Source organism: Bradyrhizobium embrapense (assembly GCF_001189235.2).
Lineage (GTDB): Bacteria > Pseudomonadota > Alphaproteobacteria > Rhizobiales > Xanthobacteraceae > Bradyrhizobium > Bradyrhizobium embrapense.
Map to the genome: position 1 here is coordinate 293,289 of NZ_LFIP02000004.1, position 14,752 is coordinate 308,040.

Sequence of the window (14,752 nt, forward strand, 5' to 3'; positions counted from 1 at the left end):
CTCACCGGTACGGCGCGTCGAGCGCGATCGACTTCGCAATCTCGCGCTCCCAGCGGTCGCCGTTGGCGAGCAGCTTCGCCTTGTCATAGTAGAGTTCCTCGCGGGTCTCGGTCGCGAATTCGAAATTCGGTCCCTCGACGATGGCGTCAACCGGGCACGCCTCCTGGCACAGCCCGCAATAGATGCACTTCACCATGTCGATGTCGTAGCGCACCGTACGGCGGGTGCCGTCGTTGCGGCGCGGGCCGGCCTCGATCGTGATCGCCTGCGCCGGGCAGATCGCCTCGCACAGCTTGCAGGCGATGCAGCGCTCTTCGCCGTTCGGATAGCGGCGCAGCGCGTGCTCGCCGCGGAAGCGCGGCGAGACCGGCCCCTTCTCGAACGGATAGTTCAGCGTCGGCTTCGGCTGGAAGAAATAGCGCATCGCCAGGAAGAACGCCGAGACGAATTCCGAGAGCAGAAGCGAGCGGGCTGTTGCGTTGACATTGACACTCATGACGGCCTCACTTCGGCGCGATGCCGGCGAACTGCAGCACGCCGGCCACGATCACGACCATCGCCAGCGACAGCGGCAGGAACACCTTCCAGCCGAGCCGCATCAGTTGATCGTAGCGGTAGCGCGGCACGATCGCCTTCGCCATCGCGAACATGAAGAACATGAAGAACACCTTGAGGGCGAACCAGACGATGCCCGGAATCCAGGTGAACGGCGGCAAATTGACCGGCGGCAGCCAGCCGCCCAGGAACAGGATCGAGGCCAGCGCGCACATCGTGGTGATCGCGACATACTCGCCGAGCATGAACAGCAGATACGGAGTCGAGCCATATTCGGTCATGAAGCCGGCGACCAGTTCGGATTCCGCTTCGACCAGGTCGAACGGCGGACGGTTGGTTTCCGCCAGCGCCGAGACGTAGAACACCACGAACATCGGGAACAGCGGCCACACATACCAGTTGAGGATGGTGAGCTGCGGCAGGCCGATCAGGTGCGCGAGCCCGCGGGTGTTCTGGGCCTCGACCACCGCCGACAGGTTCAGCGAGCCGACGCAGAGCAGCACGGTGATGATGACGAAGCCGATCGAGACCTCATAGGACACCATCTGCGCCGCCGAGCGCAGCGCGGCCAGGAACGGGTACTTCGAGTTCGACGACCAGCCGGCCATGATGATGCCGTAGATCGACAGCGACGAGATCGCGAAGATGTAGAGAATGCCGACATTGATGTCGGAGATCACCCAGCCGAGATCGAACGGGATCACGGCCCAGGCGGCCAGCGCCAGGATGCACGAGACCAAAGGCGCGAGCAGGAACACGCCCTTGTTGGAGCCAGACGGAATCACCGGCTCCTTCAGCACGAATTTGAGAAGGTCGGCGAAGGATTGCAGCAATCCGAACGGGCCGACCACGTTGGGGCCGCGCCGGATCTGCACCGCCGCCCAGATCTTGCGGTCGGCGAGCAGGATATAGGCGATCGCGATCAGCAGCACGACGAGCAGCAACAGGCTTTCCGCGACCATGACGATCAGCGGCCAGAGGAAGCCGGTCCAGAACGCGCTTGCGAAGAATTCAGCCATCAGGTCACGCTCACTCCGCTGCCGTCAGCATTCGGCCCGACGCCAGCCGCGAGCATTCCGCCATCACGGCAGAGGCCCGCGCGATCGGGTTGGTCAGATAGAAATCCTCGACGGTCGGCTTGAATGCCGCCTTGTCGACGCTGCCGCCCTTGCCGGCCAGCGCCTTGACATCGTCGGCCGTGCCGGCCTCGATCTGGTCGAGCCGCATCAGATGCGGATAGGTCTTGAACATCGCCTGGCGCAGCGCCTGCAACGAGTCGAACGGCAGCTTCTTGCCGAGCACGTCGGACAGCGCGCGGATGATCGCCCAGTCCTCGCGGGCTTCGCCCGGCGGGAATGCGGCACGGTTGGCGATCTGCGCCCGGCCCTCGGTGTTGACGTAGATGCCGGACTTCTCGGTATAGGCGGCGCCCGGCAGGATCACGTCGGCGCGGTGCGCGCCCTTGTCGCCATGGGTGCCGATATAGACGACGAAGGTGCCGTCCGGCGCCTTGATCTCGTCGGCGCCGAGCAGGAACAGCACGTCGAGCGTGCCGAAAGTCGTCATCTGCGCCGTGGTCAGGCCGCCGGCCGCAGGCGAGAAGCCGATATCGAGCGCGCCGGCCCGCGAAGCCGTATCCTGCAGCACGGCAAAGCCGTTCCAGCCGTCCTTGAGCGCACCGACGTCGACGGCGAGCTTGGCTGCCTGCGCCAGCACCGCCGCGCCGTCATGCCTGGTGTAGACACCGGCGCCGACCAGGATGATCGGGTTCTTGGCATTCTTCAGCACGTCGGCAAAGGAGTGCTTGCCCGCGACGAGATCGGCGAGCGTGTCGGTGCCCGCGCCGAGATAGTCGTGCTCATAGGTGAAATCGGCCTTGGCGCCGATCATGCCGACCTTGAGCCCGCCGGTGCGCCAGCGCTTGCGGATCCGCGCGTTCAGCACCGCGGCTTCCTTGCGCGGATGCGAGCCGATGATCAGGATCGCGTCGGCCTGGTCGATGCCGGCAATGGTCGGGTTGAAGATGTAGGAGCCGCGGCCGGCCTTGGCGTCGAACGCGTCGCCGCCCTGCACTGCCAGATTGACCGAACCGAACGCAGCGAGCAGCTCCTTCAGCGCATACATCTCATCGACCGCGGCGAGATCGCCCGCGATCGCGCCGATCCGCTTGCCGTCGGTGCGGCCGGCCTTGGCGGCGATGGCAGCAAAGGCCTCCTGCCAGGTCGCAGGCCTGAGCTGGCCGTTCTCGCGCACATAGGGCCGGTCGAGGCGCTGCGTGCGCAGGCCGTCGACGACGTGGCGGGTCTTGTCGGAAATCCACTCCTCGTTCACCGCCTCGTTGATGCGCGGCAGGATGCGCATCACTTCGCGGCCGCGGGTGTCGACCCGGATGGCGGATCCGACGCCGTCCATGACGTCGACCGACTGGGTCTTGCCGAGTTCCCAGGGCCGCGCCGCAAAGGCATAGGGCTTCGAGGTCAGCGCACCGACCGGGCAGATATCGACGAGATTGCCTTGCAGCTCCGAGCTCAGTGCCTGTTCGAGATAGGTGGTGATCTCCATGTCCTCGCCGCGGCCGGTCGCGCCCATTTCCGGCGCGCCGCAGACTTCGGCGGAGAAGCGGACGCAACGCGTGCACTGGATGCAGCGGTTCATCGAGGTCTTGACCAGCGCACCGAGATACTTGTCCTCGACCGCGCGCTTGTTCTCGGCGAAACGGCTGGTGTCGACGCCGTAGCCCATCGCCTGGTCCTGCAGGTCGCACTCGCCGCCCTGGTCGCAGATCGGGCAATCCAGCGGATGGTTGATCAGCAGGAATTCCATCACGCCTTCGCGCGCCTTCTTGACCATCGGCGAACGGGTCGAGATCTCCGGCGGCTCGCCCTTCGGGCCGGGACGGCAGTCGCGCACGGCCCAGGCGCAGCTCGCGACCGGCTTCGGGCCGCCCTTCACCTCGACCAGGCACATCCGGCAATTGCCGGCGATCGACAACCGCTCGTGATAGCAGAAGCGCGGAATCTCGGCGCCTGCCGCCTCGCACGCCTGCAGCAGCGTGTACTCCGGCGGCACATCGATCTCTTTGCCATCGACGATGATCTTGCTCATGTCTCTTCTCTACTCCGCCGCGACCATGTGGACGGGATCACGAACGCCCTGATCGTCGAGATCGGCTTTGTGCGAATACTGATCGATGCGCTCTTCAATCTCGTGACGGAAATGCGCAATCAGACCCTGGATCGGCCACGCCGCGGCGTCGCCGAGTGCGCAGATGGTGTGGCCCTCGACCTGCTTGGTGACCTCGAGCAGCATGTCGATCTCGCGCTTGTGGGCGCGGCCCTCGGCCATGCGAGTCAGGACGCGCCACATCCACCCCGTGCCCTCGCGGCACGGCGTGCACTGGCCGCAGCTCTCATGCTTGTAGAAATAGGAGATGCGCGCGATCGCCCGGATCAGGTCGGTCGACTTGTCCATCACGATCACGGCCGCGGTGCCGAGGCCCGAGCGCAGCTTGCTCAGGCTATCGAAATCCATCGGCGTGTCGATGATCTGATCGGCCGGCACCATACGCACCGACGAGCCGCCGGGGATCACCGCCTTCAGATTGTCCCAGCCGCCGCGAATGCCGCCGCAATGCTTCTCGATCAGCTCGCGGAACGGAATCCCCATCGCCTCTTCGACGTTGCAGGGCCGCTCGACGTGGCCGGAAATGCAGAACAGCTTGGTGCCGACATTGTTCGGCCGGCCGATGGCGGCGAACCAGGCGGCGCCGCGGCGCAGGATGTCGGGCGCAACCGCGATCGACTCGACGTTGTTCACGGTGGTCGGGCAGCCATAGAGGCCGACATTGGCCGGGAACGGCGGCTTCAGCCGCGGCTGGCCCTTCTTGCCCTCGAGGCTCTCGAGCAGCGCGGTTTCCTCGCCGCAGATATAGGCGCCGGCGCCGTGCGCGACATAGATGTCGAACGGCCAGCCGTTGATATTGTCCTTGCCGACCAGCTTGGCCTCATAGGCCTGGTCGATCGCCGCCTGCAGCCGCTCGCGCTCGCGGATGAACTCGCCACGGATATAGACGTAGCAGGAATGTGCGCCCATCGCGAAGCTCGCGAGCAGGCAGCCTTCGACCAGCAGATGCGGGTCGTGCCGCATGATCTCGCGGTCCTTGCAGGTTCCGGGCTCCGACTCGTCGGCGTTGACGACGAGATAGCTCGGACGGCCGTCCTTGGATTCCTTCGGCATGAAGGACCACTTCATGCCGGTCGGGAAGCCCGCGCCGCCGCGGCCGCGCAGGCCCGACGCCTTCATCTCGTTGATGATCCAGTCGCGGCCCTTGTCGATGATCCCCTTGGTGCCGTCCCAGGCGCCGCGCTTGCGCGCGCCCTCGAGGCCCCAATCATGGAGGCCGTAGAGGTTCTTGAAGATGCGGTCCTTGTCGTCGAGCATGCTCAAAACTTTCCGAACATCACCGATTGGCTTGGGAATAAGCGAGCCCGGCGGCACAGCCGCCGAACACGATGGCCCACAACAGGCTGGATTCCAGCGTCGCGCTCAGGCCGTAACGTTGCAGCAGGAACATGAAGCTGGCCGCGACGGCGGTATGCAGGGCGATCGTGCGCCAGGCCTTCATCGCAGCCCCTCTCCGCCTCGTTGTCCTGCACCTGAACGCTCCGCATCAGGTGGTTTCCTTCAGCGTCGTCGGCCCGCCTGCGGGCGCCGAGAACTGGCGGTCGATCTGCGGGCCCGGCTTCGGCGGATTGCCGGCGGCAAAGCCGTCGAGCACCTTGCCGAAGCTTTCCTTGGTCAGGTCCTCATAGGTGTCCTTCCAGATCAGCACCATCGGCGCGTTCACGCAGGCCCCAAGGCACTCCACCTCCTCCCAGGAGAAGTTGCCGTCCTTCGACAGCTGGAAGGGATCGTGATGGATACGATGCTGGCAGACCTCGATCAGGTCGGCAGCGCCGCGCAACCGGCACGGCGTGGTGCCGCAAACCTGGACATGGGCCTTCTTGCCGACCGGCGAGAGCTGGAACATGGTGTAGAAGGTCGCGATCTCCAGCATTCGGATATGCGGCATCTCGAGCAGGTCGGCGACGGCGCGGATCGCAGCTTCCGAGACCCAACCGTCATGCTGCTCCTGCACGCGCCACAGAATCGCGATCGCCGCCGAGGCCTGACGGCCCGGCGGATATTTCTCGATCTGCTTCTTGGCCCAGGCCAGGTTCTCGTCCGTGAACGTGAAGCTCGCGGGCTGCAATTCCTTCGGGGCAAGGCGGCGGACGGACATCGATCAAACTCTCATTGCGCGCGGTGCGGATGCGGACATCATCACCGGTCGACCTCGCCGAACACGATGTCCAGCGAGCCAAGGATGGCGGAAACGTCGGCCAACAGATGGCCCTTGCAGATGTGATCCATCGCCTGCAGATGGGCGAAACCCGGCGCGCGGATCTTGCACTTGTATGGCTTGTTGGTCCCGTCTGCGACGAGATAGACGCCGAACTCGCCCTTCGGCGCCTCGACCGCGGCGTAGACCTCACCGGCCGGCACGTGGACGCCTTCGGTGTAGAGCTTGAAGTGATGGATCAGCGCTTCCATCGAGCGCTTCATCTCACCACGGCGCGGCGGCGCGATCTTGTTGTCCTCGACCACGACCGGGCCCTGCCCGTCCGGCGCCTTCAGCTTCTGCACGCACTGCTTCATGATGCGCACCGACTGGCGCATCTCCTCCATGCGGATCAGGTAGCGGTCGAAGCAGTCGCCGTTCTTGCCGATCGGAATGTCGAAATCCATCTCGGCGTAGCACTCGTAGGGCTGCGACTTGCGCAGGTCCCAGGCCGCGCCCGAGCCGCGCACCATCACGCCGGAGAAGCCCCACTCCCAGGCTTCCTTGAGCGGCACCACGCCGATATCGACGTTGCGCTGCTTGAAGATGCGGTTGCCGGTCAGCAGCCGATCGAGATCGTCGACGACCTTGAGGAACGGATCGCACCATGCCTCGATGTCGTCGATCAGCTTCGGCGGCAGGTCCTGGTGCACGCCCCCGACGCGGAAGAACGCCGCGTGCATGCGCGAACCCGAGGCGCGCTCGTAAAACACCATCAGCTTTTCGCGCTCTTCGAAGCCCCACAGCGGCGGGGTCAGCGCGCCGACGTCCATCGCCTGCGTGGTGACGTTGAGCAGATGCGACAGGATGCGGCCAATCTCGCAATACAGCACGCGGATCAATTGGCCACGGCGCGGCACCGTGATGCCGAGCAGTTTTTCCGCCGCGAGGCAGAACGCATGCTCCTGGTTCATCGGCGCGACGTAGTCGAGGCGGTCGAAATACGGAATCGCCTGCAGATAGGTCTTGTGCTCGATCAGCTTCTCGGTGCCGCGGTGAAGCAGGCCGATATGCGGATCGACGCGCTCGACGACTTCGCCGTCGAGCTCCAGCACGAGGCGAAGCACGCCGTGCGCCGCCGGATGCTGCGGACCAAAGTTGATGGTGAAGTTACGAAGATCTTGCGGTTGCTCGTTCATTGCTTCGGCTCCGCCTTGGCCTTCTCGTCACCGGGAAGCGGATAGTCCGCGCCTTCCCAGGGCGAGAGGAAATCGAACTTGCGGAATTCCTGGTTGAGCCGGACCGGCTCGTACAGCACCCTCTTTTCTTGGTCGTCGTAGCGAACCTCGACGAAGCCGGTGAGCGGGAAATCCTTGCGCAGCGGATGGCCATCGAAGCCGTAATCCGTCAGCAGGCGGCGCATGTCCGGATGCCCAGTGAAGATCACGCCGTAAAGGTCGTAGGTCTCGCGCTCGAACCAGTCGGCGCCGGGGAAGACGCCGATGATCGACGGCACCTGCGTGGTCTCGTCGGCCTGGCCGCGCACGCGGATGCGCGTGTTCAGCGTCGGCGAGAGCAGGTGGTAGACGACATCGAAACGCTTCTCGCGGCTCGGATAGTCGACCGCAGTCACGTCGGTGATGTTGACGAAACGGCAGTTGGGATCGTCACGCAGAAACCTGACGACGTCCACGATTCTGCCAATCTCGACGTCGATAGTGAGTTGATTGAACGCGACCGAGTGCGCCGTGGCGGCGCCCGGAAGCGCGCTCACGATCGTCTGCCCAAGGGCGTCGAGCTTGCCGTCGTCCATGCCTGAAACCTTAGCGTTCGATGGTGCCGATACGGCGGATCTTCTTCTGCAGCAACAGCACGCCGTAGAGCAGTGCCTCCGCCGTGGGCGGGCAGCCCGGGACATAGATGTCGATCGGCACGATGCGGTCGCAACCACGCACCACCGAGTACGAGTAGTGGTAGTAACCGCCGCCATTGGCGCAGGAGCCCATCGAGATGACGTAGCGCGGCTCCGGCATCTGGTCGTAGACCTTGCGCAGCGCCGGCGCCATCTTGTTGGTCAGCGTGCCCGCGACGATCATCACGTCGGACTGCCGCGGCGAAGCACGCGGCGCAAAGCCGAAGCGCTCGACGTCGTAGCGCGGCATCGAGACCTGCATCATCTCGACCGCGCAGCAGGCGAGACCGAAGGTCATCCACATCAGCGAGCCGGTGCGCGCCCAGGTGATCAGATCATCGGCCGCCGCAACGAAGAAGCCCTTGTCGGACAGCTCGTGATTGACCTCGAGGAAAAACGGATCATTGGCGCCGACCGGCTTGCCGGTCGACGGATCGAGAATGCCTCTCGGAGCTTGCGCAATCGCCGGCTGCGAGGATGCGGCGGTGGGGCTCAATCCCATTCGAGCGCGCCTTTCTTCCATTCATACGCGAACCCGACCGTCAGCACGGCCAGGAACACCATCATCGACCAGAACCCGGTCGCCCCCAGTTTTCCGAACGCCACGGCCCAGGGGAACAGGAACGCCACTTCGAGATCGAAGATGATGAAGAGGATCGCCACCAGATAGAAGCGGACGTCGAACTTCATGCGGGCGTCGTCAAAAGCGTTGAATCCGCATTCATAGGCGGACAGCTTTTCCGGGTCCGGCGACTGGAACGCGACCAGGAACGGCGCGATCAGGAGCGCCAGCCCGATCAGGCTCGCGACTCCGATAAAGACCACAAGTGGGAGATAATTCTGCAGGATGCCGGTCATCGGCGAGGCCTTCTTGCTGCGGTTTCGGACGTGCCGCAGATTCGTTGATTGGAATTGTTCTTGAGGCTTTAGCGCAGCGCAACAGGGGGCGCAAGACAAGCAATTTTGACGCTTTTACCGTCCCTCCCGCGGGCTCTTTGCCGCATCAGGCGGAAGCGCTTGCCTCAACGGGAAACGCCGCGGCCGGCGTCTGGTGCCCTGCGCTTTCCCCATATCAGCTCAGCTCCCGCTCGGCAGCGAGCCATCCCGCGGCCGTTGCGGTCAGGCGGTCGAGGCGGCCGAGCAGCAGGTTTGGATCCCCCGAACGTACCTGTTCCACCGCGCAAGACCCCTGGGGTGGCCATGGGACCGGAAGCAGGTCTGCCCGGCGTTCGTCGCGCAGAGTGCGGAGGACCGCAGTAGGCCGAAGATAGGAAATCGCCGGCCTTGGGCAATGGGATCGTCGCGGTCCGGACCCCACCCCGGTACAGGCGGCGCGGGGAGTGAATTGCCAAGCTGTGGCCGCCGATCAGCCTCAGCGGCAACGCAGCCGATATCCCCAGAAAAGTCCGCCGGTTTGACCGACGCCGCTAACGGGCCAGCTAGGCATCGATGAAGGCCGAGAGGTCGGCCAGCAGGCGGGCGCTGTGCGTCAGCGGCAAAGCGTGCGGCGCGCCTTCGTAGACCACGAGCCTGCTTCCGCTGATCAGGCTTGCCGTCTTCGCGCCGGTCAGCGCGAGCGGTGCGCTGGCATCCTGGTCGCCGTGCACGATCAGCGTCGGGCGATCGATAGCTTTGGCCGCGGCGCGCAGGTCGGCAGACGAAATGGTTTGGCGGCAGGCCAGCGCCACCGGCAACGGCACGCTCAGCATCATCTGCTTGATCCATGCCCGGGTGACCTCTGATGTGCCGGGCGTGAAGAAGGGCGCCTCGTTCTCGCCGATCCATTTCGGGAAATCCTGCGCGATCGCGGCATTTTGGGCATCGATCATCGGTCGCGGCACCGCGTCCGGATTATCCTCGGTCTGGACCAGACACGGCGTGGTCGGCGCCGCCAGGACCAGCCGCGCGACACGGCCTGAGCCACGGCGCGCCAGATAGTTCACCGCCTCGATCGAGCCCATCGAATGCGCCAAGATGGTGACGTCGTGCAGATCGTGCTGCTCGATCACGGCAGCGACGTCGTCGGTCAGCGTATCGAGATCGTATCCCGTCATCGGCAGGTCGGACCGGCCGTGGCCGCGCCGGTCGGGCGCGACGCAGCGATAACCCTTCGCGTTCAGCGCTACGATCTGGCTGCCCCAGACGCTGGAATTGAACGTCCAGGCGGACAGCAGGAGCACCGGCTTGCCCGAGCCCCAATCCTGCACGAACAGTTTTGTGCCGTCGCTCGCGGTCGCACAAAGCGGTTGGCTGACCATGATATGTTTCCCTTCGCAGATCGACCGGCCACATCGCCGCCGATGCGCGACCATCGCAAAGGGAGATCGCACGCGCGATTACGCGTCAGGTAATCGTGCGCGTGACGTCAGGCTCGCCTAAGCGGAAAGGGCTCACATCTCACCACTGATACCGCACCACGCCTTTGCCGGCGTAGCTCGAGGTGACGTTGGAGAACTCGCCCTCGAACGTCGCAGCCGCCGACCAGCCGTTTCGCCAATTCATCTCCAGCGAGGCCGTGGTCAGCGCAGAGTCGCTCGCCTGCGCCGCGCCGTTGACGACAAAGCTGGTGCCCGGCAACGCCTGGAAGGTCGCGGCGGCCGAGCGGTTCGGGTCATAGTTATGGGCCCAGGCAAAGCGCGTGCGCAGCGTCAGGATGCCGTCCTGCACCGCGAACGACTTGTCGGTACGAAGGCCGAGCTCGCTGCGGGTATCGGTGAGGCTCTTGCCGGCATAGGTCAGCCCAAAGGTCGACAGGCCCGAAATCACCCGCTCGGCGTAACCGGGCAGTTCGAAAGTCGTGAACTGGCCCGCGGCGTAAGGCGTGATGCCGACGCCGCCGATCCACGGCGCAACAAAACGATAGCCACCCTCTAGCCGCCCCGAATATGCGTTGGCATTGAACTCGGCGCGGAGCCGGTCGATGCCTGCCGCCGTCACGGTGCGGTCGGTGGTGATGTCCTGCCAGCCATAGGCAAGCGCAGCGGAGACATAGGCCGGGCCTTCGGTGTGGCGGACATAGGCGCCGGCCTGGAACAGGTCGGAGCGGCCGCTGCCGCTATTGACCACCGAGAAGCTGGTGCCGCCACCGGCGAGCGCGAAGCCCGCAACCGTTTTCGGCGAGAACAGATAGTCGGCGCCGACCGCCGTGCCATAGATGCTGCTAGTGGTGTCGTTCGACCCGACCATGGCGTTGCCGCTGGTCGATTGCGAACCGCCGAAACCCGCGGCCCAGACGTTCCAGCGGGGCACGAACGGCACCGGCGGCGCCTTGGTGAACATCGCGAATGCATCGGTCTTCCGGGCCGCGGCATAGGCGCTCGCTTCGCCCTCGTCCGCATATCCCGTTGCGCCCGGCATCGAACCCGTCGCGCCGGTGCGGTTCATGAAGGGATCGGTGAGCAGCCCCATGAACAGGTTCATCGCATCGAACGTCGTCTGCTGCGTGCCGATCGCCAGTTCGCCGGAGGCCTGCGTCAGGCCCGCCGGGGTGAGCGTGCCGAACACCGTCTGAATGCCGCCGGTCGCGTTGAAGTAGTTGACCAACGTGTTCGCGACGTTCTGCTGGTTGATCGAGAGGCCACCGCCGAAGCTGGGAGGGGATGGTGGCGCAAAGTTCAGCGCGAGATTGAGATAGGCGTGGGTGGCGTCGTAGCTCAGGGTGTCGGTGAAATTCGTCGGCAGGTTGGTATTGACGATGTTGGATGCAAATGTGCCGGATATGCCTCCAGCGGCGTTCAGAATCGTATACTGCTTGGAGATGTAGCTGCCGTTGGCGAACACTGCATTGACGGTCGCGCCTCCAAGTGTCGCGTTCGCGTTGACATTGGTCGATGCCGCAGCGGTCGGCGTCACCTGCACCTGATAGATCGCGCCGGATTGGAAGGCGAGAGCGCCGTTGATCGTCAGTGTGCCGGTCGGATCTGCAGCACTCCCGGGTGCAAGCGTGCCTCCGCTCATGATGGTCGTCGGTGTCGGAATGACGAAGCCGCCCCTCAAGGGGGCGCCGGTGACCGGCTCCTTCGCCGCAATCGTACCATCAACCGCAGTGGTGGCGCCGGAGCTGGTGGCTAACCATGTTGACACGACGCCGTTGTGGAAAAAGACGACGGTCGGAGCGCCGACGATGCCGGTGCCGCTCAACGTGCCGCCGGAATTGACCGTCACTTTCAGCGAGTTGGCGATCGTGCCGTCCACTTCAAGGGTGCCGCCGTTGACGGTGGTGGCGCCAGTGTAGCTGTTGACACCGGCAAGGATTTCTTTGCCGCCGGTGATCGCCACACCGCCGCCCGCGCCACCGTCCCGGATGTCGCCCGCAAAGGTTCCGTTGGCATTGGTGAAGGTCAGCGTGTTGGCACCGAGGTTCACAGTGCCGACGATGCTGGTCCCGGAAAGACTGTTGATCGCGACGCCGCCACCCGCGCGCGATATATCGAACATGCCGTCGTTGATCACGGCCTTTGAGGACGCAATGCTGCCGCCGTTGATCAGGTCGAGCTCGCCGCCGGCGTTGATCGTGGTCAGCCCGGTATAGGTGTTGGCGCCGCCGAATCTCGCCAGGGCGCCAAGGGCGATCGTCACATTGCCGCCGGTGCCGCCACCAATGCCGCCATCCTGGATGACACCGTCGTAGGGGCCCACACGGTTGGTGATGGTCAGCGTCTTGGCGCCGAGGGACACGACGCTGTGGCCGTCCTGATCAACCAAGCCTGAGATGCTTGTACCGCTATTGGTCTGCGAAATATCGAATGTGCCGATTCCTGCACCCGAAGCGAACACGACATTGGCCGAATTGGCGATCGAGCCGTTTCCGTTGAGCGCGAGCGTCGCGCCGGCATCGATCTGGGTAAAGCCGAGATAGCCGTTGGCGCCGGACAGGGTCTGCGTTCCGCCGGCGATCTCGAGGCCCCCTGTGCGCGAGCCGTTGATCGCGCCGGAAAACTCCGTCGAACCGGCGGTAATCACCAAAGCGTTGTTGCCGAGCGCAACCGATCCACCGCCCGCGAGCCTAGTGATCCTGTCGAGGAAGGACGATGATCCTGAAATATCGAATGTGCCATTGACCGTCACGACGCTCGAATTCGAGATGCTGCCGCCACCCGACAGCGCCAGCGTCGCGCCGGAATTGATCGTCGTCGCGCCGGAATAGCTTTCCGTGGCCGTGAAGGTCAGCGCACCGCCGCTGCCGGAGTTCGCGACCATCACGCCGCCTGTACCGGTCAGTGCCGTCGCGAGCGTCACGGCATTGCCGTTATAGTCGAACGTCGCGCCGCCGGAGCCGATGGCGTTCAGCCGGCTCGAGATGTCGGCCGTGTTACCGCTCGCCCATTGCAGCCCGCCGCCGTTGAGGGTGATGTTGCCCGAGCCGAAATTGCTCGCTGCATTGAAGTTGATCAGGCCGCCGCTCACGGTCGTGCCGCCGGAATAGGTGTTTGCGGCGGTGAGCGTCAGCGTGCCGGCACCGGTCTTGGCAAGACTCCAGCTGCCGGCATCGGCACCTGTGCCGCCGCTGCCGGTCTGGTCGGCGATGACATCGGAGACGATCTGGTTCTGGCCGGCCGCGGGACTGAAGGTCAGCGTCCCGTTGCCCTGCAGGAACAGACCCGAGCCGAAGGCCGAGCCATTGCCGGCACCCACACCACCCGTTCCACCGGCGACGCTGCTGCCGTTGACGGTAAAGGCACCGGAAACGTTGAGCGTTCCGCCACCCTGGACAAACACCGCGCCGCCTGCGCCGAGCCCGCCGCCGCCACCGCCATTGACGCTGTCGCCGCCGTTGCCTGCACCGAAGCCGCCGGTATTCCCGCAGGTCACACCGGTGCCGCCGCCGCTGGCGCCGCCGCCACCGCCACCAAAGCCGCCCTTCCCGGGACTGGCAAAGCAGCGCACGCTCCCGCCGCCGCCACCGAAACCGCCATTTCCGCCTGCGCTGTTCAAGCTACCGCCACCGCCACCACCGAAGCCGCCAGTACCGCCGCCGCCGCTCAAGCCCCCGGTAGCCGTAGCAGCGCCGCCGCCAATCCCGCCGCCGCCACCGGCACCGTGGATGCCAGACCCCATGGCCCCGCCGCCCCCGCCGCCTCCATTGGCGCCCCCTGTGCCTGGTGAGGCACCACTCCCCGGGTCGGTGGCGCCAGCGCCCCCGCCGGCGGCGCCGATAACGATGCCGGCAGCACCGTTGCCCCCCGTCGAGCCAGTCTGGCCGGCCCCGCCGTTGGCGCCGAGGCCAATCCCGCCTCCGCCACCACCGCCGACGTTACCACCGTTTCCGCCGTTGCCACCCAGCCCGCCGCCACCGCCGCCACCGGCGGCGGTCGAGCCGTAACTGCCGCCGCTTCCGCCATTGGCCTGATTGCTCGCGAGCGAAACATTGCTGACGGTGACATTGGCACCGCTGGCGACGAACAACGCGCCGCCGGCGCCCATGCCGCCGCCGCCGCCGCCATCGAAACCGCTTCCGCCATTGCCGCCCTTGGCGACCGCGTTCTGGATCGTGAGATTGTTGATTGCGACGGCGCCGGCGTAGACGAAGAATCCTCGCTGCACGCCGCCGCCGTCGAGTGTGAAGTTGCCGCCGTTGATGGTTACGGTGCTTCTCGAATTGATGATGGGCAGCGTCGTTCCGGCAGTCAGCGTGATGTTGTTCGTGATGTTGAGCGTGTAGTTGGTGCCGGGATTGTTGTCGATCGTCGTCAGCGCAGTGACGAGGCTCGCTCCATCGCCGACGTTCAGCACCGTCTGGGCGTGTGCGCCGGTCCCGGACGCGATGAGCAGAGCAAGCGCTACCGCAACCTGCCGCAAGCGGGGCGATCGACAACGTTCCACGACGTGCACGCGCATGGCATTCCAACTCGGGCCACACATAGGCGGCCACTGAAATTCTCAGCGTGAGGTTGTATTCCCTGGGACACCTTGCCGCATGACAAAAAACGAAGATGGGACTGAAAGCGCAGCGATGTGCCTTCTTT

The 14,752-nt window shown here is 65.1% G+C and carries 12 protein-coding genes; all 12 read right to left on the bottom strand.

Going from position 1 to position 14,752, the window contains the following annotated elements; translation table 11 throughout:
• Position 1 precedes the first annotated feature (1 nt).
• Positions 2-496 carry an NADH-quinone oxidoreductase subunit NuoI gene (gene nuoI, locus AKN83_RS20185; RefSeq protein WP_050402396.1) on the bottom strand — a complete coding sequence of 165 codons (495 nt, stop codon included), beginning with the start codon at positions 494-496 and terminating at the stop codon, positions 2-4.
• Positions 497-503: 7 nt separating this feature from the next.
• Positions 504-1,574, bottom strand: a complete 1,071-nt coding sequence (gene nuoH, locus AKN83_RS20190) for an NADH-quinone oxidoreductase subunit NuoH (protein ID WP_050402395.1) — start codon at positions 1,572-1,574, stop codon at positions 504-506.
• A gap of 10 nt (positions 1,575-1,584) precedes the next feature.
• Positions 1,585-3,660: an NADH-quinone oxidoreductase subunit NuoG gene (nuoG, locus tag AKN83_RS20195; RefSeq protein WP_050402394.1), complete on the bottom strand. Its 2,076-nt coding sequence runs from the start codon at positions 3,658-3,660 to the stop codon at positions 1,585-1,587.
• Between the two features lie 9 nt (positions 3,661-3,669).
• Positions 3,670-4,995 (bottom strand): NADH-quinone oxidoreductase subunit NuoF, encoded by a 1,326-nt coding sequence (nuoF, locus tag AKN83_RS20200; RefSeq protein ID WP_050402393.1) that lies wholly within the window; start codon positions 4,993-4,995, stop codon positions 3,670-3,672.
• A gap of 19 nt (positions 4,996-5,014) precedes the next feature.
• Complete coding sequence (locus tag AKN83_RS40615) at positions 5,015-5,179, bottom strand: hypothetical protein (RefSeq protein ID WP_172803584.1); 165 nt, start codon at positions 5,177-5,179, stop codon at positions 5,015-5,017.
• A 45-nt stretch (positions 5,180-5,224) separates the two neighbouring features.
• Complete coding sequence (gene nuoE, locus AKN83_RS20205) at positions 5,225-5,836, bottom strand: NADH-quinone oxidoreductase subunit NuoE (RefSeq protein WP_016847752.1); 612 nt, start codon at positions 5,834-5,836, stop codon at positions 5,225-5,227.
• A 41-nt stretch (positions 5,837-5,877) separates the two neighbouring features.
• Positions 5,878-7,074, bottom strand: coding sequence for an NADH-quinone oxidoreductase subunit D (locus AKN83_RS20210; RefSeq protein ID WP_050402392.1), 1,197 nt, complete (start codon positions 7,072-7,074; stop codon positions 5,878-5,880).
• A complete protein-coding gene (locus AKN83_RS20215; RefSeq protein ID WP_050402391.1) occupies positions 7,071-7,688 on the bottom strand; it encodes an NADH-quinone oxidoreductase subunit C in 618 nt (205 codons plus the stop codon). The genes AKN83_RS20210 and AKN83_RS20215 overlap by 4 nt, the downstream gene beginning before the upstream one ends.
• Before the next feature lie 10 nt (positions 7,689-7,698).
• A complete protein-coding gene (locus AKN83_RS20220) occupies positions 7,699-8,289 on the bottom strand; it encodes a NuoB/complex I 20 kDa subunit family protein (RefSeq protein ID WP_050402390.1) in 591 nt (196 codons plus the stop codon).
• Complete coding sequence (locus tag AKN83_RS20225; RefSeq protein WP_018271860.1) at positions 8,280-8,645, bottom strand: NADH-quinone oxidoreductase subunit A; 366 nt, start codon at positions 8,643-8,645, stop codon at positions 8,280-8,282. The genes AKN83_RS20220 and AKN83_RS20225 overlap by 10 nt, the downstream gene beginning before the upstream one ends.
• A gap of 581 nt (positions 8,646-9,226) precedes the next feature.
• Entirely contained in the window at positions 9,227-10,045 is an 819-nt protein-coding gene (locus AKN83_RS20230; RefSeq protein WP_050402389.1) for an alpha/beta fold hydrolase, read from the bottom strand.
• 139 nt (positions 10,046-10,184) lie between these two features.
• Entirely contained in the window at positions 10,185-14,585 is a 4,401-nt protein-coding gene (locus tag AKN83_RS20235) for an autotransporter domain-containing protein (protein ID WP_283807389.1), read from the bottom strand.
• Positions 14,586-14,752 lie beyond the last annotated feature (167 nt).